Source organism: Dyella choica (genome assembly GCF_003977665.1).
GTDB classification, from domain to species: domain Bacteria; phylum Pseudomonadota; class Gammaproteobacteria; order Xanthomonadales; family Rhodanobacteraceae; genus Dyella_B; species Dyella_B choica.
In genome coordinates this window covers 306,202-326,547 of sequence record NZ_RYYV01000001.1, presented here as the reverse complement: position 1 = coordinate 326,547, position 20,346 = coordinate 306,202, and the positions used below count along the sequence as shown (strand labels likewise).

The following is a 20,346-nucleotide window of genomic DNA, read 5'->3' as shown; positions in this document are numbered from 1 at the left end:
ACGCCTGAACGAGGCGGCTCTTGGTCTTCGTGTGCGCTAGATGAGTGTCTGCTGTGGGGCGGAAGCGAACATTAGACCGCTAGCCGCACTGTACCGACCTACCGTCCCCGATCGCCCAGAGGCGGCATGAAAAATTGATCGGACCGCCTACCAATCTGTTGTGATCTCGACGGTATCCGCTTCTTCGGCCAGCCACCAAGCATCGAATAAGGCCATTGCCGGCAGATCACCGAACAAGGTGATGAACCGCTCACCAACCGACTCGGAGAGTTCTGTGATGAAGCGGGCTTTGCACTTACCGAGAATCAGCGAGCGATAGCCCTCTAGCTTCCCTTCGTATCGGAGAGGCTCGGTCATAACAACCGAGGGGGATGAAAGCGATTCTGCAAGATCCGCTTCACCGAGTTCCGCGAGGTGTGCCAGCAATTGGCTGGAAGCACGAACGACGTACGCGCGACGCATTACTGGGTTCTGATCGTCTTGAGACACGCCTAAACTCCCCGCAATGAATGCGAATCTGCGATTTCCAACGCCGACTCAATGTCCGCTCTGGGTCGGAATCGGACGTTGTTACACGCTAAGTCCGGGAAAGTTCTCGTCAATCCAGGACCGAAGCTCTAGTTCGCTCCGAACCAGCTTTTGCTCCCGTTGCGTCGGGGTAAACAGGCTCAATTCCTTTCCTTGTCGCCCCCGGTCCAGCAGCACTCTCATCTTGGCGTCGACCCAGCCGACAGACGAGGCCGCATCATACCGATAGGCGTCCATCAGCCGCAGATAGAGTGATCGGTCAACAACGCCATTGGATTGGAGCGCGGCGTCAAGCTCAGCATTCCATTTCCGTGCCTCGTCCATCGATCTCTGGTCCGCCGCCATTGTCTGTCCTATGTCGTGCTTCTAAGCATGTCCGATTCGGGTCGAAAGCGGACGCTCTCCCAAATGTTTTCAGCCCATACTTTGGTTGTCAAAGGGTCGCTTAAGGCGAGCGCCCATGAATCCTAAGCATTTGTTTTTATTGAAAATGTACAAACCTAGCTATCCGCTAGTAAGCAAAGTTACGTACACACCCACCTCAAACTGCACAGACTTTGGTTTCCAAAAGTGCACCCATTTTGGTGTCACGCGCACACGTGGGCGTCGAGCAGCCCATGACTTCATACCCATGCACTAGTATGAACTTCGCACTACTGTTCACTCCAGCATAAGCGGAAGGGCAGGGCAGCCGTGGAAGACATTGCGGCCCAAATCAAGAAGTTCCAGAAGGAGCTGTCGGCGGGCACGGTTTCGCTGGTGCTGCTGGCGGTGTTGGGGCAGTCGCGGCAGCCGTTGTATGGCTATCAGATCGCCAAACGGCTGGAAGAGCTGGGGGAAGAAGGCGTGCTGGCGGGCAAGCAGAGCGCGCTTTACCCGGTGCTACGCAATCTGGAGGCCAGCGGTCTGCTGGCCAGCGAGGTGGAGCCCTCGGTGAGCGGGCCGCCCAGGCGGTATTACCGCATCACCAAATTCGGACGTGAAGTGCTGCGAGAGTGGGTCGCGGCGTGGGGGGCCACGCGTGATTCGGTTGACAAGGTTCTGCAAGGAGACTGGCGATGAATGCGGATGCACCAAAGATGCCACGGACGATAGCCGAATACCTGGAACAGCTGCGGGCGGCCCTTCGTGGCGCGGACCCGGCCTTGATCCAGGATGCGTTGTACGACGCCGAGGAACATCTGCGCGCGGAACTGGCCGAACAGCCGGGGCGAAGCGAAGCGGAGATGCTGGCGAAAGTGGTTGGCAGCTATGGCGCGCCGGAAGAGGTGGCGGAGCTGTATCGCGATCAGGAAATAAAGATCCAGCGTGCGCTACGGCCACCGCGGCCGCCGAAGCAAGCTTCATGGGTGGGCAAGTTCTTCGGCGTGGCGGCGGACCCGCATACCTACGGTGCGTTGTTCTACATGGTGCTGTCGCTGGCCACGGGCATTTTCTACTTCACTTGGGTGGTGACAGGCATTTCGCTGTCGTTCGGTTTGCTGGTGCTGATCATCGGCCTTCCTTTTGCGATGTTGTTCCTGGGTTCCGTGCGCGTGCTGTCGCTGGTGGAAGGTCGCATCGTGGAGACCATGCTAGGCGTGCGTATGCCACGGCGCCCGGTGTTTTCCACGCGCGGCATGTCGTTCTGGCAGCGCATGGGGACAATGGTCCGCGATCCGCGGACCTGGGGCACTGTGTTCTACATGTTCATGATGCTACCGCTGGGTATAGCCTATTTCACGATTGCGGTGACCTTCCTTGCAACATCGCTGGCGCTGGCGTTGGCGCCGATCGCGAAGGCGGTGCTGGAGTCGATGGGGGTTCCTTACTCCACCTGCGATGGGCCGTCCTGGATCTGCGATTGGGTGACGTGGTTGGGAGGTTGGCCGGGCACGATCTGTGCGTCCCTGATCGGCATCGTCATGCTGTTCACCACGCTGCATATGGTGCGTGGGCTCGGTCATCTGCATGGTCAGATTGCGAAGCATCTGCTGGTGGCTGGAAGCGCAGGGGAGTAATCGGACATGGATGTTCTGGAAGCGAATGGGCTGGCCGCGCTGGTGGGCGAGTGGGTTGGCGATGAAACGATTGCAACGACTCGCTGGGGGCAGGGTGGCCCAGCGGTGGGGCGGGTGAGCGCGCGTTTCGATCTGGGCGGGAAGGTTTTATTGCTGGATTACCGCGAGGAGCGCGAAGGCAAGCCGGCGTTGCAGGCGCATGCGGTGTTCGTGGCGGGGCAGGAGCCTGGTGAGTACGCCTTGTACTGGTTCGACAGTTATGGCTTTGCGCCTACGCAGCCGGCAACGGGACATTGGGATGGCAAGCGGCTGGTGTTTCTGCGCAGTTCGCAGCGTGGGCAGACGAGACACATCTACGAGTGGGTGGTGGATGGGGTTTATCGGCTGGTGCTGGAGAGTTCGTTTGACGGTGGGGTGAATTGGGAGCGAGTGATGGAAGGGGAGTATCGGCGCATGGATGACGTTTCCGCCCTGTAGGCTGGGATGACCATCCCAGCATCCATGAAAGTGCGAACAAAGCTGGGATTGTCATCCCAGCCTACGCGAGTTCGCTTGAATGACGGTGATGGGGAATCGCATCGAGCTGGATGTGTGGATTGCGGCAAGCGCGCGCAACCCCACCCCAACCCTCCCCTGCTGCCAAGCAGGGGAGGGAGCAAGGGCGGTGATTAGCGGTAATTGAGGTCCGGAGAGGAAAGCAGGAAAGTGTTCCACTCCTGCTGCGAGGTTGCCTTGGCCAGTGCATCGCGCGTGGCTTTCGACAGATACGGATCGATGGCGTCGTAATACAGGCGCGTGGTCAGCATCGGAAAACCTGCGGTGCGTGCGGTGCTGCCGGCAGGCGTGAATAGCTGGTTGTTGCCGGTGCCGATGGCGTGGGCGATGTCGAAGCGCTTGGCCATCTGGCCGGAGCTGGACCAGGCTTCGCCGTCGAGCGGCCAGCCGTCCGGGGTGATGCGGCCGAACAGCGGCTGGTCCAACTGGTTGAGCCAGCTCACCAGCGGCTGGGCATTGACGATGGGCGAGCCATCGTAGGCCAGGCGTACGGAGGAAACGACGAACTGCGCGGGATCCTTGAATTTCTTGCCGGCGCCGGAAAGCAGTTCGGGCGATTGGAACATCACGCGCACGACCTGGGCGATATCGCCATCGGTATGTTGGAAGGTGTGCGCCATTTTGGCGACCAGCGCCGGCGGTGGGTTGTCGGCGACGAAGTATTCGGCCAGTTTGCGCGAGATGAATTGAGCGCAGGCCGGCTGCTTCACGATCAGGTCGACGGCCTGCTGCACTTCGTCGTAACCGCTGCCCTTGATGGTTTTGCCCAGCAGCAGCTTGTCGCTGAAATCATGCCGCTGCGGGTTGAACTCGAACATGCCGTTGCGGACCACCAGCGGCGCCATTTTCGGGTTGAAGTTTTCCTGCTTGCCATCGGCGGGTGCGATGCCGACGCCGGTGAGGATCAGCGCCAGTTGCTGCACGTCCTGCTGGGTATAGCCGGAGTTGACGCCCAGCGTGTGAAGCTCCATCAGCTCGCGGGCATAGTTTTCGTTGACGTGGCCCTTGGCGTTTTGCGCGTTGTCGAGAAACTCCAGCATCGCCGGGGTTTGCAGCGTGGCCATCACCAGGTCGCGGAATTTGCCGAGGGCGTGGCTGCGCACGGCATCTTCGTAATCGGCCAGTTCCCAGCGCACGCGTCCCTTGGCCGCATAGACGCTGAAGTGATTGAGCCAGAACCAGGCCAGCTGTTCCTTGAGCTGGTTGGGTCCGTAGATGGCGTGCAGCAGTTCGGCCTGCTGCGCCTGCAGGCCGATCTGGTTGCCGTGGTCCTGGATGGCTTTGTTGGCCGCCTGCTTTTCAGGGCCATCCGGCAGGTTGCGTAGTTGCTGTTGTTCCTGCTGCAACGAGATCAGCAATTGGTCGAGCGGGGTGTGGAAGGCTTCGTAGGCATCGATTTGTGCGGCGATGGGCGCGGGCAGGGTGTCGCCGAGCTGGTCGTCGAGCTGCTTGGTCAGTAATGCGTTGCGGCCGAGCGAGCGGTATTGCGAGACAGTCGCGGTGTCTAGGCCGAAGCTGTCGCGGTGGAGCCAGGCGATGTCGTTGGGGCTGAGGCTGGTGGTGGCAGCGGCTTGGCTGAGGGTGGGGGCGAGTAGCAGGCTTAGCGATAGAGCGGCTAGAGTGATAGGGCGCATGCGGCAGATCTCGAGGGGATGTCCTTGTTGCCGTAGGCTGGGATGACAATCCCAGCAGGTGCGCAAAGAAAGCTGGGATTGGCATCCCAGCCTACGCGGCTTGAGTGGCAGGCTACACCAGTTGCAGATCGCGGGGTTTTGCCTGCGGGAAGATCTCCTGCAATTGATTCCCACGCAAGCCCCAGATCTTCGCCAGCAACCCGCAATACACATCGCGGTAATTGTTGAGCACCTGGTAATCGCGATTCTGCAACAGGTTCTGCTGGGTCACGGCGACTTGCTCGCCGGCGATCCGGCCGCCATTGACCTTGCCGCCCAGCACCCAGTGCACGGTGCCGTGGCCGTGGTCGGTGCCGCGATCGCCGTTTTCGCGGAAGGTACGGCCGAATTCGGAGATCACCACGACCACGGTGTTGTTCCATTCGTTGCCGAGCGCGGCGGCGTATGCGGCCAGGCCGTCGCCGAGATTGCGTAGGTTGTTGGCGAGGCCGCCGGTGACGCTGCCCTGGTTCACGTGCGTATCCCAGCCGCCGACGTCGACGAAGCCGAGGCGGTACTGGTCGCGCATCAAGGTGGCGATGCGCTGCGTTTCCTGCGCGAAACCGGAGGCGTTAGGGGCGCCGCGGCTGGCGGCGGTCATTTCGTCCTGTAGATCCTTCGACACGGTAGTGCGCAGGCTCAGGCCATCGGCCGCGGCGGAGGCGAGCGAGGTGTTTTTGTACATGCCGGCCAGGATGGATGACTGGCGCTCGTCGAAATTCGCCTTGGTGTTGCCGCGCAAGGAGATATTGGGAATGTCCTTGCCGGCACCCTGGAAGCTCAGCGGCAGGCTGTTGGTGAAGGCGATGGCGGGTACGCCGGTGAGCTGGCCGGACAGGCGCGCCAGGAAGCCGGAACGGTAATTGCCGCCGGCGTTCATGGGTTCGCCGCGTTCGATGCTGTCCTGCGTTTCGAAGTGGCTGCGCGAAAGATCTTCCGTGCCGGCGAACGGAATGAAGGCCACCTGCTTTTTCTGCCACAACGGATAGATCGAATCGCGCAGCACCGGGTTCATGCCCCAGTTCGCATCCAGCGGCAGCGCCGAGTTCGGGTTGTTGTGGTCGGGCTTGGCGATGGCGAGGGTCGGGCGCGATTCGTAGTAGAAGTCGCTGCTGTACGGCACCAGGAAATTGTTGCAGTCGTAGCCGCCGCGCAGGAACACGAACAGGAAGCGCGGCGAGTTGGCGGGGGCTGCGAACAGGCGACCGGAGAAGGTCAGCGCGGGAAGCGCGGCGGCGCTGGCAGCGGAGAGCAGAAATTCACGACGGTTCATGACGATGCCTCGTTGGCTCAGCGGTAGTTGAAATCGGGAGAGGACAGCAGAAAGGTATTCCACTCCACCGGCGAGGCGGCTTTGGTGAGCGCGTCGCGGGTGGCGGGGGAGAGCGTGGGTTCCAGTGTGCGCTGGAACAGGGGGGAGTTCAGCATCGGTGGATCGGCGCGCGTCACTTCGCCATCGGCATTCGTAAACAGGCGATTGCGGCCGCTGCCGATGGCGCGTGCCACATCGAAGCGCTTCGCCATCTGGCCGGAACTGGACCAGCTTGCGCTGTCGCTGGCGAAACCATCCGGCGTGATGTGGCCGTACATCGGTTCGGACAACTGGTTCAGCCAGTTCACCAGCGGGTCGGCGTTGCTGATCGGCTTGCCGTCATAGCTTAAGCGCATCGCGGAGACCACGAATTGGGTAGGGTCCTTGAATTTCTTGCCAGCACCGCTAGTGATGGATGGGGACAGGAACATGGTGCGCAACACGGCGGCAATGTCGCCATCCGTGCGCTGGAAGGTTTCCGCCATAGCGTTCACCAGGGTCGGCGGCGGATCGTCGGAGACGAAATAGGCCGCAAGTTTGCGTGAGATGAACTGTGCGCAAGCCGGCTGGTGCACGATCAGGTCCACCGCCTGCTCGATCTCGTTGAAGCCGCTGCCTTTGATGCTGTGTCCCAGGAATTGCTTGCTGGAGTAGTCATGCCGGCCGGGCAGGAACACGAACAGGCCATTGCGTACCACGCCCGGACGCGGGTTGAGGAAGTTGCTGTCGACACCGTCGATCACGTCGCGGCCGCGCTGCGGAACGATGCCGGCGCCGGTGAGGATCAGGGACAGTTGCTGTACATCCTGTTGCGTATAACCGGCGTGGACGCCCAGCGTATGCAGTTCCATCAGCTCGCGCGCGTAGTTCTCATTGGTCTTGCCGTGTACATTGTGTGCATTGTCCAGGTACAGCTGCATGGCCGGGCTTTCCAGCGTGGCCATCACCAGGTCCTTGAACTTGCCCAGCGCATGCGGGCGAATGGTGTTTTCTTCGTAGTCGGTGGCGAACAGGCCGACGGCGGCCTTGGGCGCATAGATGTTGAAGTGGTTGAGCCAGAACCACACCATCTGTTCCTTCAGCTGGTTGCGGCCGTAAATGGCGCGCAGCAGCTCTACCTCCGCGCTCTGCTTGTACAGATCGCGGCGGTACATCTGGAAGTCTTTTTTGGCCATCTCCTTGGCGTTGGCGTCAGCTGCGTCGACGTCCTTGGCTTTTTTGGCTTCGTCGCGGTAGTCGGCGATCAGCTTTGCGGGCGAGGTGCTGTAGACCTCGAAGCTGTTGATCAGTGGCGCGACGGCGGGTGGCAGGGGATCGTCGCCGCCGGCAAGTTGCTCGTCGAGGAAGCGCGTGCGGCCCAGTTCCTGGTAACGCTCGACGGTGGCGCTGTCCAGGCCGAAGCTGGCGCGGCGCAGCCAGGCGATGTCGTCCGCGCTCAGTGGCGAATTGCCGGCCGCTAGCAGTGGTGGCGCGGCTCCCAGCGGCGCAACGGCAAGCCATAGCAGACTCAGGTATTTCAGGTGTGGTGTGGGCATGGTTGGTGTCTCCCCCGGTGGCACTTAGGCCCTGAACGCCCGGCTGCCGATTGCGCTGACCTGGCCAGTCCCGGATGCAAGCAAATAGTCGGCTGTGATTCACGAATTTGCACCCGGCTCGTTAAAGCACGGTTACCATGCGCGCTCCCAGGGAGCCCATGCATGCGCAAGTCTTACGACCAGGCCTATTTCGACAAGTGGTACCGCGATCCGCAGCATTCCGTGCGGTCGGCGGCGGTGCTCAAGCGCAAGGTGGCGATGGTGGTGGCGCAGGCGGAGTACTACCTGGGCCGGCCGGTCCGCAATGTGCTGGACGTCGGGTGCGGGGAGGGCGTTTGGCGTGCGCCTTTGCTGGCCTTGCGACCTGGCTTGGCGTACCGCGGGCTGGATGCCAGTGAATATGTGGTGCGCCGCTATGGGCGCCGCCGCGATATCGGCCTGGCCCGGTTCGGCCAGCTGGCGGAGCTGCGTTTCGACACCCGCTTCGACGTGATCGTGTGCACGGACGTGCTGCATTACCTCAAGCCGGCGGAAATTCGCGCGGGCCTGGTCGGGATCGGGGAAATGCTGGAGGGCATCGCGTTCCTGGAGGTGTTTACCAGCCGCGATGACCTGGAGGGCGATCGGCGCGAACTGCGGTTGCGCTCACCAGCGTGGTACTTGCGGGAGTTTCGCGAGGTGGGGCTGTTGCCGTGCGGGTCGCATTGCTATCTGGGGCCACGGCTGGAGCGGCAGGTGGCGGCCTTGGAGCGGGCCTGGTGATTCAGGTGCGTAGGCTGGGATGACAATCCCAGCATGGCAAGGGGCGTGCATCACGATGCTGGGATTGTCATCCCAGCCTACACCAGCATTACGTTCACTCCGGCCCCCCGCAGCGCATCCACCATATCTTCCGGTGCGCTGTTGTCGGTAATCACCGTATTCAAGGTCTGCACCGGCGTGATCACGGAGAGGCTGCGTTGCCCCAGCTTGCTCGCATCGAACACCGCAATGGTTTCGCGGGAGACGCGGATCATCAGGGCGTTGAGTGAAGCTTCCAGCGGATCGGGCGTGGTGACGCCTACCAGGGGATCGATGCCGTCCACGCCCAGGAACAATTTGTCAGCCGAGAGGCGCGACAGCGCCTGCTCTGCATCCGGACCCACCAGCGAATAGGCGGTGGGGCGCAGCAGGCCGCCGAGCATCATCACGCGGATATTGGGTAGGCCGGAAAGCTCCAGCGCGATGTTGAGGGCGTTGGTGACCACGGTCAGCGAGTCAAACTTCATCTGCCGGATCTGCCGCGCGATTTCCGCGGTGGTGGAACCGGAATCGAGAATGACGGTTTCGCCGTCCTTGATCAGCTTGGCGGCGGCCTGGCCGATGCGCTGCTTTTGCGGATGCGAGCGTGTCTCCTTGATGTTCAAGGGCACGTCGTTGGTGAAGGTTTGCGTGGCGGGGAGCGCCCCGCCATGCGAGCGGGCAATGGCGCCGACGCGGGCTAGGGATTCCAGGTCGTTGCGGATGGTGACGGTGGAGGTGCCGAAGCGGGTGGCGAGTTCCTCGACCGTGGCTCGTCCGTTGCCCTCGATGTATTCGACGATCAGGCGTCGACGCTCCTCGACCAACAGGCGTTGCGTGGGGGCGGCGGCGCGAGGTTCATTCATGAGGTCGGAAGTTTCAGCAGTCGGGCGGCGTTGTCATGGTATATCTTGCGCAGCACGCTGTCTTTGAGGGCCAGTCCATAGATGGACCAGCGGCCCTGCGGCGGGGTCTCGGCCGGGGCGTAGTCGAAGTATTCGTCGTCGGTTTCGAGGAAGCGGTAATAGATTTCGTAGAGTTCGTCGCAGAACAACTGCTGCGGCACGTCGTCGCCGTAGGGGGAGGGCACCGCGTCAGTGCCGAACAGGATGCGGTCCTGGTAGCGGTCGAAAAAGCGCTGGGCGGTGCGCGGCTGGCGCCCGAGTTCACCGATGCGCGCGCTGATGTCCACCAGGGTGTTGGGAAAGCGATCGAGGCAGTCGGCCACGGCTTGCAGGTTCTCGGCCCAGTTGCCCACGTGCATCAGTGCAAAGGTGGTTTTGGGGTGGCGCGCGATCACGCGGTCGCGGGCGGCGAGCAGTTCCTCATTGCTGGGGAATGCCGGGCCGTAGAACGACCAGTCCGGGTGCTTGCTCAGTTCTTCGTAGCGCTCGTTGCATTCGTCGGTGGGCAGGAAAAACGCTTCCGGATCGGAAACGTGCATGAACACCGGCATGTCGTGGGCGGCGCAGGCCTCCCACATCGGGTCGAAGCGGCGATCATCCACCGCCACCAGCGGGCCGCTATCGAGTTGCTCGCGCAGGTACAGCCCCAAAGTTTTCAGCAGCTTCAAGCCACGGGCGCCGACGCGATGGGCGTGCTCGATCGCATCAGCCTGTAGCTGTGGGTAATCCGCTTGGGGAAAATGCTCGAACGAAGGTTCGGTGAGCGTGATGAATCGCCCCGGCGCAGCCTGGTCGAACAAAGCGATGCTTTGCTCCAGCCCTTTGCCGACGCCACCGGTGAGATTGACCAGGGTGCGCACGCCTTTGCGATCCATCACCGGCAGTAGGTCTTCCGGCTTGGCGAATACGGTGATGGCTTCGCCCACCGACACGCCGTTGCGTACCTGGCTGGACCAGGTGAGGTGCGTGTGCGCGTCGATCACCGGAAAGCGCGGCTGCTCGATGCGGGTTTTCGGCACGCGCAGCATGCTGCGCGGCTTGAAATCCTTGAGGCGCAGATCGCTCTTGCTGTGATCGGGGGCGGTTTGCAGCGGGTTCTTGCCGCTGGCCTGGATGGTGCCGGCGCCGCGGGGCGGGGCGCAGCAGAAACAGCCGGCACGGGTTTGGGTGCGGAAGGACCAGGATGAAGCTGGTTTGCGCTGGCTGTTTGGCATGGCGGGTTGGGAATGGGGCTGGGTGACAATCGTAGGCGGGGATGCCAATCGTAGGCTGGGTTGCGAAACCCAGCATTGCCATGCTCGCGGCCGCGCAATGCTGGGATTGTCATCCCAGCCTACGTGGTTACGCGTGACGCCTCGACTCCCTCCCCGGCGGATGCGCCGGGGAGGGAGGGGCGCCAGGCCGCTGCCGGGAGGCGGGGTAAGGGGAGGCCCGGCGGCAGCATGGATGCTCAGCGCGGGTGTTTGGCCATGATCTGGTGCACTTGCCGCACCAGGGCGATCGCCTGATCCAGCGGGCGCAGCCACATGTTGCGGCCGAACATCACGCCGGTAGCGCCAGACGCCATGTAGAACTCCACCTTGCGCAGCACGGCGGCATCGTCGTCGTTCTTTTCGCCACCGGAGAACAGCACCATGGTGCGACCGGCCGAACGCACGACTCGCTGCGTGCGGGCGGAAGCATCTTCCTGCAGCGTGTCGTAGGGCTTGGGCACGTTGCTGCGGCTGTCATCGGGTTCGTGCAGCTTCACGATGTCCGCCCCCAGTTCCAGCGCCACGCGCGCGGCGTAGTCCTGCGCATACAGGCTGCCCTTACCGCCCTTGGCGTCGATCGCGGCGCCGCGCGGGTACGACCACAGCACCAGCGGCATGCCGAAGCGCTCGCAATCCTGGCGTACCTTTTCGAACTGCCGGAACTCGTCGTGCTGGCGCGGCGAACCCACATACATGGTGTAGCCGACGGCGTCCGCGCCCAGGCGTACGGCATCCTCCACCGAGGCGAACAGCGGGGAGGTGGCCTCGGCGTCGCTGGGGATGTTGGTCTTGCCGTTGAGCTTGAGGATCAGCGGGATCTGCCCGCACCACTCGCCCATGTATTTTTCCGCCAGGCCCACCCCCAGCGCGATGGCGGAGAAATTACCCTCCACGGCAAGGCGGAACTGGTAATCCGGATCGATCGCCGGCGGGTTGGGGAAGAAGTCGGTGGGACCGTGTTCCAGGCCCTGGTCCAATGGCAGCACCAGCAGACTGCCGTTGCGTGGGCCGTGGCCATACATCAGACGCCACAGGCGGGTCCGCTTGCCATGGGAAAGGGAAAGGCGGGAGAATTTTTCGGAAGATTTCGAAAGGTCTTGTAACGCGTCTTTCATTTCGAATACTCTGGGGTCGTCATCGAATGGTTTCACATTCGGGTGAATTGGACAAAATGTCAAGTCTTCATAAGAAAACGAAAGAAAACGACATGCTGACGGAGCTGCGGGCGAAAACGGCCGAAGCGCAGCGAGCGGCCGGCTATGCCGACACCCTGCGCGAGATCCTGCAACAGCCGGCCACCTGGCGGGACACTTTCCGGTTGACGCAGAGCGCTACGGCGCAATTGCTGCTTGGCAAAGCACTCGATCCGCGGCCTGCGCACATCGTGCTGACCGGTTCCGGCAGCTCGATCTACATCGGCGAATGCCTGGCGCCGCTGCTGCAAGCGGAACTGGGCGTGCCGGTGCAGGCGATTGCCGCAGGTACCTTGCTCACGCATTGGCGCAGCGTACTGCCGCCGGGGCCGGGCCTGCTGATTTCGGTGGCGCGTTCGGGCGACAGCCCGGAGAGTGCCGCCGTGGTGAATACCTTGCTGGCTGGCGCGCCGGCGTGGCGGCATCTGGTGATCACCTGCAACGCCCAGGGCAAGCTCGCCACGCAATATCGCGATGAGCCGCGGTTAAGCGCTTTGGTGCTGGACGAGCGCACCAACGACCGTAGCCTGGTGATGACCAGCAGCTTCACCAATCTGTTGCTGGGCGGCCTGGGCCTGCTGGGTGGCGCGTTGGCTCCCGGCGCCGTCGAGAAAGCCGCTGCGAATGCGCAGAACATCATCGATGTGCATGCCGATGCCATCGCTGCGCTAGCTCAGCGCAACATGCATTCGGCGGTCTACCTGGGCAGCGGTGCCGCCTTCGGCGCCGCGCGCGAGGGCGCCTTGAAGATGCTGGAGATGACCGGCGGCAAGGTCGTCACCTTGGCGGAAACCTTTCTCGGCCTGCGCCATGGGCCGATGTCCTTTGTTCATCCGCACACCCTGGTGGTGGCGATGCTTTCGGCGGACCCGGCCGTGCGCAGCTATGAATGCGATGTGCTGCGCGAGCTGTCGCGCAAGCAACTTGGCATGGCGAAGCTGGTCGTGGGCGATGACATTCCCGAGGATGTGCTGTGCGCCGGTGATGTGGCGATCACGACTTCGGCCAGTGCGTCGAACCCGGATGTGCCGCCCTTGCTGGCAGGGGTGATGGCAGTGCAATGGCTGGGATTCTTCCGCTGCCTGGAACTGGGCGGCAAGCCGGATACGCCTGCCGAGGGCGTACTGACGCGCGTCGTTGAGGATTTCGCGTTGCATGGAGCCATCCCGTGACGACACCCGCGCGCATCCTGGTGGTTGGCGAAATCAATGTCGACTTCGTGTTCAAGGGCTGCCAGGCCTTTCCCGCGCCCGGCCATGAAGTGCTGGCCGATGATTTCGTGATGACGCCGGGCAGTTCGTCGATGATCTGCGCGATGGGCCTGGCGCGCCTGGGCAATCCGGTGGCCTTTCATGGCAGCCTGGGTGCGGATGCATCGGGTGTGTTCTGCCTTGAGGCATTGCGTGATGCGGGCATCGATGTGTCGTCGCTGCGTCCTGACCAGGCCTTGCGCACGGGCGTAACAGCCTCGCTGTCCACGCCGCAGGATCGCGCGCTGGTGACCTTTCCCGGCGCGATGTTGCAGTTGCGAGCCGAAGACATCGCGGATACGTGGCTGCGCAATGCTACCCATTTGCACGTCTCTTCGTATTACCTGCAGAAGGGCTTGCGCACCGGCTGCCGTGAGCTGTTTGCGCGCGCGAAATCGATGGGGCTCAGCACTTCGCTTGACCCGGGTTTCGATCCCGCCCAGCAATGGGGCAGCGATCTGCTCGACACCTTGAACGAAGTCGACATCTTCCTGCCCAACGAACAGGAACTGCTGGCCATCACCGGCGGCGGCGATCTGACTGCAGCCTTGCGTTTGGCGCAGAACGGGCACACCCATACCGTGGTCAAGCGCGGGCGACAAGGCTGCACCAGTCTGTATGACGAGCAGTGGTTGAATGTGCCGGCCTTTCAGACCCTGGCCATCGACACCACCGGCGCCGGCGACTCTTTCGATGCGGGTTTCCTGCATGCATGGTTGCGGCAGATGCCATGGATCGACTGCATGCGCTGGGGCAGCGCATGCGGCAGCCTGTCCACGCGCGGCATAGGCGGCACTACGCAGCAGCCCACCGCGGACGAAGCTCAAGCTTTGCTCGGGTACGCGCCATGATCACCGTCGCCGGCTTCAATACCGCTATCGATCGTTTCATCCAGGTCGATGCCTTGACGCCCGGCGAAGTGCATCGCGTGCGCGAAGAAAAGAGTTATCCCGGCGGCAAGGGCGTGCACGTGGCGCAGACCATTGCCGCGTTGGGCGAACGCGTGCACCTGGTCGGTCTGGTGGACGCTGCGCACGAGCAGCTAATCGCCCGCCAGATGAGCGCACGCGGCGTGCTGTTTCGCGGCGTTCAGATCAACGGTTCGTTGCGACAGTGCCTGGCGCTGCAGGAAGCGGGCGGCAGCATCACCGAGATCCTGGGGCAGGGGCCGCAGCTGAGCCAGATCGAGCAGGACGACCTGCTGCGCGAGTTCGGTCGCAACGCCGAAAAGAGCGACCTGGTGATTCTTTCCGGCAGTCTGCCGCGCGGTTTTGCCGACACGCTCTATGCCGGACTGGTCGATTACGTGCATGGCCTCGGTAAACGTTGCCTGGTCGACGCCAGCGGCGAAGTATTGCGTCAGGCGGTGAGTGCCAAGCCGTTTTCAGTGAAGCCGAACCGCGACGAAGTCAGCGAGCTGATCGGCCATCCGGTGATCAATATCGAAGCCGCGCACATGGCGGTGACAGTGCTGCGCGAGCGCGGTATTGCGATGCCGGCGGTGACGATGGGCGACTTGGGCGCCATCGCCGCGGACGACACGGGCGTATGGCATGCACAGCTTGCGCCCACGCGGCTGCGCAATGCTGTGGGCTCCGGCGATTGCTTTCTCGCCGGCCTGGCGGTGGCGATCAAACGCGATCTGCCGCTGGAGCAGGCGCTGCGCCTGGCCGTGGCCTGTGGCGTGGCGAACGCGGAATCCGAAGAAACCGGTTTTGCAGGGCGTGGCAGCGTGGACGCGCTGCTGCCCAATGTGATTGTGCGCCGGCTTTAGCTGGTGCGCAGACGAAATGCATTCGTGGTGGATTTGATCGACGTTGAATTTAAACCAGCGAAGATCGGCTCCCTCCCCTGCGTGTAGTAGGGGAGGGTTGGGGTGGGGTGAAGCAACCTCGCGGTGAAATCAGGCTGCGCGGCAAGCTCGTGCAACCCCATCCCAGCCCTCCCCTGCCTGCGCAGGGGAGGGAGCAAAAAAACCGCACTGATCAAACAGGAGCCTGAAGTACCGACCACAAAGTCCGCCGCGCAAGGGGAGCTTTCGCCCGGACATCAACGCGCGCACGCACGGCCCTACTCCGCGCGATGCGGCATCACAACACGGGAGGGTAGTTTTGATGTTTGCGAACAACATGGGATGCCGCGAAGCAACGCGCGGCACAACGGGTCCGGCTTGCCGGAAAAAATACCTGGCGTGGCAAGTCACATTGGTGCTGGCCGGGCTGTCTTTCATCGGATGCGCCAACGCACAAAGCACATCGGCTTCCAGCAGCACGCCCAACAGCGACACCGACCAGACCACCCCCAAGAAGCCGGTCAACCTGCAAGCGGTAACGGTAACCGGTTCCAACATCCGCAGCGTGGATGTGGAAAACGCCCAGCCGGTCGTGACGATCAGCTCGCAGGACATCCAGAAGCAAGGCTTCGCCACCGTTGGCCAATTGTTGCAGAACGTATCGTCGATGTCGCCGCCGGACCTTAGCCGATCCGCGCCGGGCGACCTCGGTCCGAACCAGGGCGGCTCCTTCATCGACCTGCGCGGCCTGGGAGCGATGCGTACCCTGGTGCTGGTCGATGGGCAGCGCATTGGCGCAGCGCATGGCGGCTACACCAACATCAACGTGATTCCCGCCTCCGTCGTCGATCACATCGATATTCTCGCCACCGGCGCCTCGGCGGTCTATGGCTCGGATGCGATCGCCGGCGTGGTGAACATCATCACCAAGAAGAACTTCAACGGCATCCAGCTGGACACGTATAACGGCGAATACATGCCGCACAGTGACGGCCGCCAGACGCAAAGCAGCGTCACCCTGGGCAAGAGCACCGACAAGTTTGGTGTCGTGCTCAGCCTGTCGTACCAGAACCAGAGCCCGGTATGGGCGAATGACCGACCGTTCTCCGCCTATCCGTATACCGCGCAGCATCCCTACTACGGGCTCAACTCATATGGTCCGCAGCCGCAGATCCGCAACGCTCCGGCCTCGTTCGCGGGTGGTGGCCGGCTGGTGCTCAATCCGGGCGGCGATCCGATGAATCCGGCCGATTACCATCCGTTTTCACTCTCCACGCATGGACCCAATGGCGACGTGGTCGATCCTCGCGATCAGAACTACAACAATAACGCCGACCGCCGCAGCATGGTGCTGACCGCCGACAGGACCAAGAACCTGTACCTGGATACGCATTACAAAATCACCGACAACATCACCTTCAAGTTCAACTACGGCTACAACGCGGACTACGAGTACGCCAAATCCGGCTCTCCGCTGTTCTATTCGGGCATGGGCGCCAACAGCAATTTCCCTTCGCTGCTTTCCCAGTACAGCTATTACAACCCTGTGTACGGCGTGAAGGATCTCAAGATTGCCCAGCGCATCACCGAAGACAGCTATCGCAGCTACAACAATCCCAAGAATCGTCGCTATGGCTTCGGCGTGGATGGCTTGTTCAGCCTGGGCTCGCACGAGTTCAACTGGGACGTGTACATGTATGACAGCAAGATCAGTGGCGTGAATGTGCGCACGGGTTACTTCAACCTGATCAATGTCGCCAACGCACTGGGGCCGTCTTTCCTGCAAAACGGCACGGTGGTGTGCGGTACGCCGGGCAATGTGATTGCCGGTTGCGTGCCGATCAATCCGCTAGCCACGCTTACGCCGCAGATGCTCAGCTACATCGGCATCAACAGCGTGGAACGTTATGGCAGCGAGGAGCGCGCGTGGGCGGCGGACTTCGGTGGCGACCTGCTCCAGCTGCCGGGAGGCGAGCTGACCTTCTCTACCGGCATTCAGCACCGGGATGAATCCGGTTACGACAGCCCTGACTCATTCGCTTATGCCGGCTATTCCACCGATGGTGGTGTGGGCCCCAACAGCGGTGCCTACAACCTCAACGAGGCTTATGCGGAAATCAACGCGCCGCTGTTGAAGGACCTGCCGGGCGCACAAAGCCTGAGCCTGGACGTGGCCACGCGCTATTCGCACTACAGCAACTTCGGCAGTACCACCAACAGCTCGTTCAAGCTGACCTGGAAGCCGTTCAACGACGTGCTGGTGCGCGCCAGCTATGGCACGGGTTTCCGTGCGCCGACGGTCAACGATCTGTACCAGGGACGCTATCCCGCCGGCACCTTCACCGATCCATGCGATGTCGTGTACGGTCCATCGGCTTACGGGCAAAACACCTTGGTAGCGCAGCGCTGTCTTACCGGCTACGGCGGTATTCCGGGGGTGCCGGCCAACTTCCGCCAGACCGACAACAATGGGGCTCCGATCACCGGGCCCAGTGGATCGGGCTATATGCCCAGCACCAACTGGACCGGCGGCAACCCCAAACTGCGGCCGGAGACTTCGTATAACGGCGACGTCGGCCTGGTCTACAGTCCGTCATGGTTGCCCGGCTTCGATGCCACCGTCGACTGGTGGACGTACAACATCCGCAATCTGATCACCGGCATCAGCAATGACCAGCTGATCGCCGATTGCTACCAGTACAGCCTTACATCCACCTGTGGCCAGTTTCAGCGCGATCCGGCCACCGGGCAGATCGTCAATCTGCTGAACCTGGAAACCAACGCCGGCTGGATGAAGGAGCGCGGCTACGATTTCGCCTTCAATTACCGCTTCCCGAAGACGCGCTTCGGCGATTTTAAGATCAGCATGAACGGCACGTACATTACGGCTTTCAACATGCTGCCGACGGTCGGCTCCAATATCGTGTACATGGACGGCAATACGCAGAACGGCTACACCGCATGGCGCCTGCGTGGCAATGTGACCTTGAACTGGAGCTGGCACGATTTCGGCGCCAGCTGGACCGCGCGCTACTTCTCACCCTACAAATCGAACTGCGCGTTCGATCCTTCGCTCGGGGTTACGGCATTTCCTTGTACGCTGCCGAACTACTACGCGCCGGGCGTGGGCGTGATGCCGCAGACGCAGGTTCCGTCGGTGACCTTCAACGATGTGCAGGTGTACTGGAATGCGCCGTGGAATGCGACCATCTCGCTGGGGGCGAACGATATCTTCAATCGCGTGAGCCCGAACGTCTATGGCGGTTACGCCAGCGGCGATACGCCGTTCGACTTCAACTCGTCGTATGACCTGGGGAGATTCGTGTATATGCGGTATCAGCAGCGGTTCTAAGGATGTCGCTCCCTCCCCTACGTGTAGTAGGGGAGGGCTGGGGTGGGGTGAAGCCATCTTGCGGCAATGTTTGTTATCGCCTTACCGTCATTCCTGCTTTGCCGGAATGACGGTAAGGCCTGAATCGATGAGCTTGGAAAAGAGGCTTTGCATGTATCGAACACACTACAAGAAAGCGCTCGCTGCGGGCCTGCTGTGCGCATGGATGGGGCTGGCGCATGCCAATGACGCCCTCATCCTCAACGCAGGCGCACCTGCCTACGCCGCCACGGGAGACCAGGCAGGCTTCGGCAACGCCGCCATCGAGGCGCATTGGAACGTGGCCGGCGGGAAGCTTGCCGACATCACGATCACTGATCGCGACAACGGGCAGGTGCTGAAGGTGGATGACCTCTTCGCCCTGCTGTTGCCCAATAAGCAATCCATCAAGGCCGGCGACATGCATCTGCTGGCGCCGCCAACGGAACACGCACTATCCAGTGATGCAAAGGCTTCCAGGCTCGCCGATCGTCTCCCCGGCAAGGCTATCAGCGCCACCTTCGGCGACGCCGACGGCCGCTTTCGCGTCGAATGGCAACTCGTGCAGCGCCAAGGTTCTCCTTATCTGCGCGAGATCGTAACGATCACGGCGCTGAAGCAGGACGAACCGTTGACCAGCGTTTCCCTGCTGCCGTCCAGCGCCGACCATGCGGAGGTGGATGGTGTGGTGAAAGGCTCGCCGGTAGTGGCGGGCAACATGTACCTGGGGCTGGAAAATCCGCTGTCCGATAGCGAAGTGCGGGGCAAGCATGTGAGCTTGTCGATGGCGCGCAGCCTGCCGCTGCGCAAAGGGCAGGCAATCACTTACTCGGCCGTGGCAGGCGTGGTGCGCGACGGTCAGCTTCGCCGCGATTTCGCCGCCTACTCGGAGCGCGAGCGGGCGCATCCGTATCGGCCGTTCCTGCACTACAACTCCTGGTACGACATCGGCTACTTCACGCCCTACAACGAGGCCGAGGCGCTGGATCGCATCCATGCCTTCGGCGAGGAACTGGGCGTGAAGCGCGGAGTGAAGCAGGATTCCTTCCTGTTCGACGACGGCTGGGATGACCGTTCCGGCAGTTGGCATTTCAGCAAGGATTTCCCGCATGACTTCGTGCCATTGCGTGAAGCAGCCGCCAAATACGGCGCTGCGCCCGGCATGTGGCTGTCGCCGTGGGGCGGCTACAGCAAGCCTAAGGAAGAGCGGGTAAGGAACGGCAAGGCGGCCGGTTACGAGATCGTCAACGATGGCCTGGCGCTGTCGGGGCCGAAGTATTACCAGCGCTTTCATGACGTGGTGCTTGGGCTGCTTGGCAACGACGGCATCAACCAGTTCAAGTTCGACGGCACCGGCAATGCGGACAGCGTATTCCCCGGCAGCCGCTTCGACAGCGATTTCGCCGCGGCGATCGAGCTGATCGGCGATATCCGCAGCGCCAAGCCCGATACCTTCATCAACCTCACCACCGGCACCTGGGCCTCGCCGTTCTGGCTGCGCTACGCCGATTCGATCTGGCGCGGCGGCGAGGACGACTGGCATACGGGCGTGGGCACGGAGCGTGAGCAGTGGATCACCTATCGCGACCAGCAGACTTACGAGAACGTCGTGATCCAGGGGCCACTGTATTCACTGAACTCGCTGATGCTCCACGGCATCATCTACGCGCAGATGAACAAGCGGCTCAATACCGACCCTGGGCATGATTTCGCCAACGAAGTGCGTTCGTACTTCGCTACCGGCACGCAATTGCAGGAGATGTACATCACCCCGTCGCTGCTGAGCAGCAACGACTGGGATGTACTGGCCGAGGCGGCGAAGTGGTCGCGCGCGAATGCGGACGTGTTGCGGGATTCGCATTGGATCGGCGGCGATCCCGGGCGGCTCGATGTGTATGGCTGGGCGGCATGGTCGCCGGGCAAGGCCATCGTCACCCTGCGTAATCCGGATGCGCATCCGCAAATAATGGTGATCGACCTGCAGCGCCAACTCGAATTGCCGCAAGGCGCGGCGCGCCGATTCACCGTGCGCGATGTGTGGAAGAGTGGCCGTGATGTGCCCGGGCAGCTCGATGCCGATCATGTGAGTACCGTCACGCTGGCTCCGTTTGAAGTATTGACCCTTGAATTGACGCCTTGAGGTACGCTCGGGCGCTCTGTGTTTGCGCATTGGCTCCCTCCCCTACGTGTAGTAGGGGAG

General features: G+C 62.1%; 17 protein-coding genes. 9 read left to right on the top strand and 8 right to left on the bottom strand.

What is annotated here, in order from left to right; genetic code table 11:
• Window positions 1-147: 147 nt before the first annotated feature.
• Window positions 148-489, bottom strand: coding sequence for a hypothetical protein (locus EKH80_RS01605; RefSeq protein ID WP_126682966.1), 342 nt, complete (start codon window positions 487-489; stop codon window positions 148-150).
• Window positions 490-570: 81 nt separating this feature from the next.
• Window positions 571-873 (bottom strand): hypothetical protein, encoded by a 303-nt coding sequence (locus EKH80_RS01600; protein ID WP_126682965.1) that lies wholly within the window; start codon window positions 871-873, stop codon window positions 571-573.
• Between the two features lie 348 nt (window positions 874-1,221).
• Here EKH80_RS01600 and EKH80_RS01595 point away from each other — a divergent pair, with 348 nt between their 5' ends.
• From EKH80_RS01595 to EKH80_RS01585, 3 genes are read left to right on the top strand one after another with little or no spacing between them, the layout of a single operon-like run.
• Window positions 1,222-1,590 carry a PadR family transcriptional regulator gene (locus EKH80_RS01595; protein WP_126682964.1) on the top strand — a complete coding sequence of 123 codons (369 nt, stop codon included), beginning with the start codon at window positions 1,222-1,224 and terminating at the stop codon, window positions 1,588-1,590.
• A 17-nt stretch (window positions 1,591-1,607) separates the two neighbouring features.
• Window positions 1,608-2,528, top strand: a complete 921-nt coding sequence (locus EKH80_RS01590; protein ID WP_425481125.1) for a sensor domain-containing protein — start codon at window positions 1,608-1,610, stop codon at window positions 2,526-2,528.
• A 6-nt stretch (window positions 2,529-2,534) separates the two neighbouring features.
• Window positions 2,535-3,005: a DUF1579 family protein gene (locus EKH80_RS01585; protein ID WP_126682962.1), complete on the top strand. Its 471-nt coding sequence runs from the start codon at window positions 2,535-2,537 to the stop codon at window positions 3,003-3,005.
• Between the two features lie 191 nt (window positions 3,006-3,196).
• On the opposite strand, the gene EKH80_RS01580 is transcribed toward EKH80_RS01585, so the two are convergent.
• From EKH80_RS01580 to EKH80_RS01570, 3 genes are all read right to left on the bottom strand, one after another.
• Window positions 3,197-4,717 (bottom strand): DUF1800 domain-containing protein, encoded by a 1,521-nt coding sequence (locus EKH80_RS01580; RefSeq protein WP_126682961.1) that lies wholly within the window; start codon window positions 4,715-4,717, stop codon window positions 3,197-3,199.
• 112 nt (window positions 4,718-4,829) lie between these two features.
• Window positions 4,830-6,029, bottom strand: a complete 1,200-nt coding sequence (locus EKH80_RS01575) for a DUF1501 domain-containing protein (protein WP_126682960.1) — start codon at window positions 6,027-6,029, stop codon at window positions 4,830-4,832.
• A gap of 17 nt (window positions 6,030-6,046) precedes the next feature.
• Window positions 6,047-7,603 carry a DUF1800 domain-containing protein gene (locus EKH80_RS01570; protein WP_126682959.1) on the bottom strand — a complete coding sequence of 519 codons (1,557 nt, stop codon included), beginning with the start codon at window positions 7,601-7,603 and terminating at the stop codon, window positions 6,047-6,049.
• Between the two features lie 162 nt (window positions 7,604-7,765).
• On the opposite strand from EKH80_RS01570, the gene EKH80_RS01565 reads away from it, so the two are divergent.
• The gene (locus tag EKH80_RS01565; protein ID WP_126682958.1) at window positions 7,766-8,365 is read left to right on the top strand and encodes a methyltransferase; all 600 of its coding nucleotides are present in this window, start codon (window positions 7,766-7,768) and stop codon (window positions 8,363-8,365) included.
• A 77-nt stretch (window positions 8,366-8,442) separates the two neighbouring features.
• On the opposite strand, the gene agaR is transcribed toward EKH80_RS01565, so the two are convergent.
• The 3 genes from agaR to EKH80_RS01550 all read right to left on the bottom strand — a co-directional run bounded on the left by agaR (window position 8,443) and on the right by EKH80_RS01550 (window position 11,656).
• Window positions 8,443-9,249: a transcriptional repressor AgaR gene (agaR, locus tag EKH80_RS01560; RefSeq protein WP_126682957.1), complete on the bottom strand. Its 807-nt coding sequence runs from the start codon at window positions 9,247-9,249 to the stop codon at window positions 8,443-8,445.
• Window positions 9,246-10,502, bottom strand: a complete 1,257-nt coding sequence (locus EKH80_RS01555) for an amidohydrolase family protein (RefSeq protein WP_126682956.1) — start codon at window positions 10,500-10,502, stop codon at window positions 9,246-9,248. Before EKH80_RS01555 ends, agaR begins: the two co-directional genes overlap by 4 nt.
• Window positions 10,503-10,738: 236 nt before the next feature.
• Window positions 10,739-11,656, bottom strand: coding sequence for a class I fructose-bisphosphate aldolase (locus EKH80_RS01550; protein WP_126682955.1), 918 nt, complete (start codon window positions 11,654-11,656; stop codon window positions 10,739-10,741).
• 92 nt (window positions 11,657-11,748) lie between these two features.
• Between EKH80_RS01550 and EKH80_RS01545 the strand changes: the two genes are divergently transcribed.
• The 5 genes from EKH80_RS01545 to EKH80_RS01525 all read left to right on the top strand — a co-directional run bounded on the left by EKH80_RS01545 (window position 11,749) and on the right by EKH80_RS01525 (window position 20,286).
• Complete coding sequence (locus EKH80_RS01545) at window positions 11,749-12,906, top strand: SIS domain-containing protein (protein WP_126682954.1); 1,158 nt, start codon at window positions 11,749-11,751, stop codon at window positions 12,904-12,906.
• The gene (locus tag EKH80_RS01540) at window positions 12,903-13,835 is read left to right on the top strand and encodes a carbohydrate kinase family protein (protein WP_126682953.1); all 933 of its coding nucleotides are present in this window, start codon (window positions 12,903-12,905) and stop codon (window positions 13,833-13,835) included. Before EKH80_RS01545 ends, EKH80_RS01540 begins: the two co-directional genes overlap by 4 nt.
• Complete coding sequence (locus EKH80_RS01535; protein WP_126682952.1) at window positions 13,832-14,758, top strand: 1-phosphofructokinase family hexose kinase; 927 nt, start codon at window positions 13,832-13,834, stop codon at window positions 14,756-14,758. Before EKH80_RS01540 ends, EKH80_RS01535 begins: the two co-directional genes overlap by 4 nt.
• Before the next feature lie 340 nt (window positions 14,759-15,098).
• Window positions 15,099-18,128 carry a TonB-dependent receptor plug domain-containing protein gene (locus EKH80_RS01530; RefSeq protein WP_126682951.1) on the top strand — a complete coding sequence of 1,010 codons (3,030 nt, stop codon included), beginning with the start codon at window positions 15,099-15,101 and terminating at the stop codon, window positions 18,126-18,128.
• A 151-nt stretch (window positions 18,129-18,279) separates the two neighbouring features.
• The gene (locus EKH80_RS01525) at window positions 18,280-20,286 is read left to right on the top strand and encodes an enterotoxin (RefSeq protein ID WP_230473354.1); all 2,007 of its coding nucleotides are present in this window, start codon (window positions 18,280-18,282) and stop codon (window positions 20,284-20,286) included.
• The last annotated feature ends 60 nt before the right edge of the window (window positions 20,287-20,346 follow it).

What these genes read in the sequence shown, in the direction of transcription:
- EKH80_RS01600 (WP_126682965.1), bottom strand. Translation starts at nt 873, where the DNA reads ATGGCGGCGGACCAGAGATCGATGGACGAGGCACGGAAATGGAATGCT.
- EKH80_RS01590 (WP_425481125.1), top strand. Translation starts at nt 1,608, where the DNA reads ATGCCACGGACGATAGCCGAATACCTGGAACAGCTGCGGGCGGCCCTT.
- EKH80_RS01585 (WP_126682962.1), top strand. Translation starts at nt 2,535, where the DNA reads ATGGATGTTCTGGAAGCGAATGGGCTGGCCGCGCTGGTGGGCGAGTGG.
- EKH80_RS01580 (WP_126682961.1), bottom strand. Translation starts at nt 4,717, where the DNA reads ATGCGCCCTATCACTCTAGCCGCTCTATCGCTAAGCCTGCTACTCGCC.
- EKH80_RS01575 (WP_126682960.1), bottom strand. Translation starts at nt 6,029, where the DNA reads ATGAACCGTCGTGAATTTCTGCTCTCCGCTGCCAGCGCCGCCGCGCTT.
- EKH80_RS01570 (WP_126682959.1), bottom strand. Translation starts at nt 7,603, where the DNA reads ATGCCCACACCACACCTGAAATACCTGAGTCTGCTATGGCTTGCCGTT.
- EKH80_RS01565 (WP_126682958.1), top strand. Translation starts at nt 7,766, where the DNA reads ATGCGCAAGTCTTACGACCAGGCCTATTTCGACAAGTGGTACCGCGAT.
- agaR (WP_126682957.1), bottom strand. Translation starts at nt 9,249, where the DNA reads ATGAATGAACCTCGCGCCGCCGCCCCCACGCAACGCCTGTTGGTCGAG.
- EKH80_RS01555 (WP_126682956.1), bottom strand. Translation starts at nt 10,502, where the DNA reads ATGCCAAACAGCCAGCGCAAACCAGCTTCATCCTGGTCCTTCCGCACC.
- EKH80_RS01550 (WP_126682955.1), bottom strand. Translation starts at nt 11,656, where the DNA reads ATGAAAGACGCGTTACAAGACCTTTCGAAATCTTCCGAAAAATTCTCC.
- EKH80_RS01545 (WP_126682954.1), top strand. Translation starts at nt 11,749, where the DNA reads ATGCTGACGGAGCTGCGGGCGAAAACGGCCGAAGCGCAGCGAGCGGCC.
- EKH80_RS01535 (WP_126682952.1), top strand. Translation starts at nt 13,832, where the DNA reads ATGATCACCGTCGCCGGCTTCAATACCGCTATCGATCGTTTCATCCAG.
- EKH80_RS01530 (WP_126682951.1), top strand. Translation starts at nt 15,099, where the DNA reads ATGTTTGCGAACAACATGGGATGCCGCGAAGCAACGCGCGGCACAACG.
- EKH80_RS01525 (WP_230473354.1), top strand. Translation starts at nt 18,280, where the DNA reads ATGTATCGAACACACTACAAGAAAGCGCTCGCTGCGGGCCTGCTGTGC.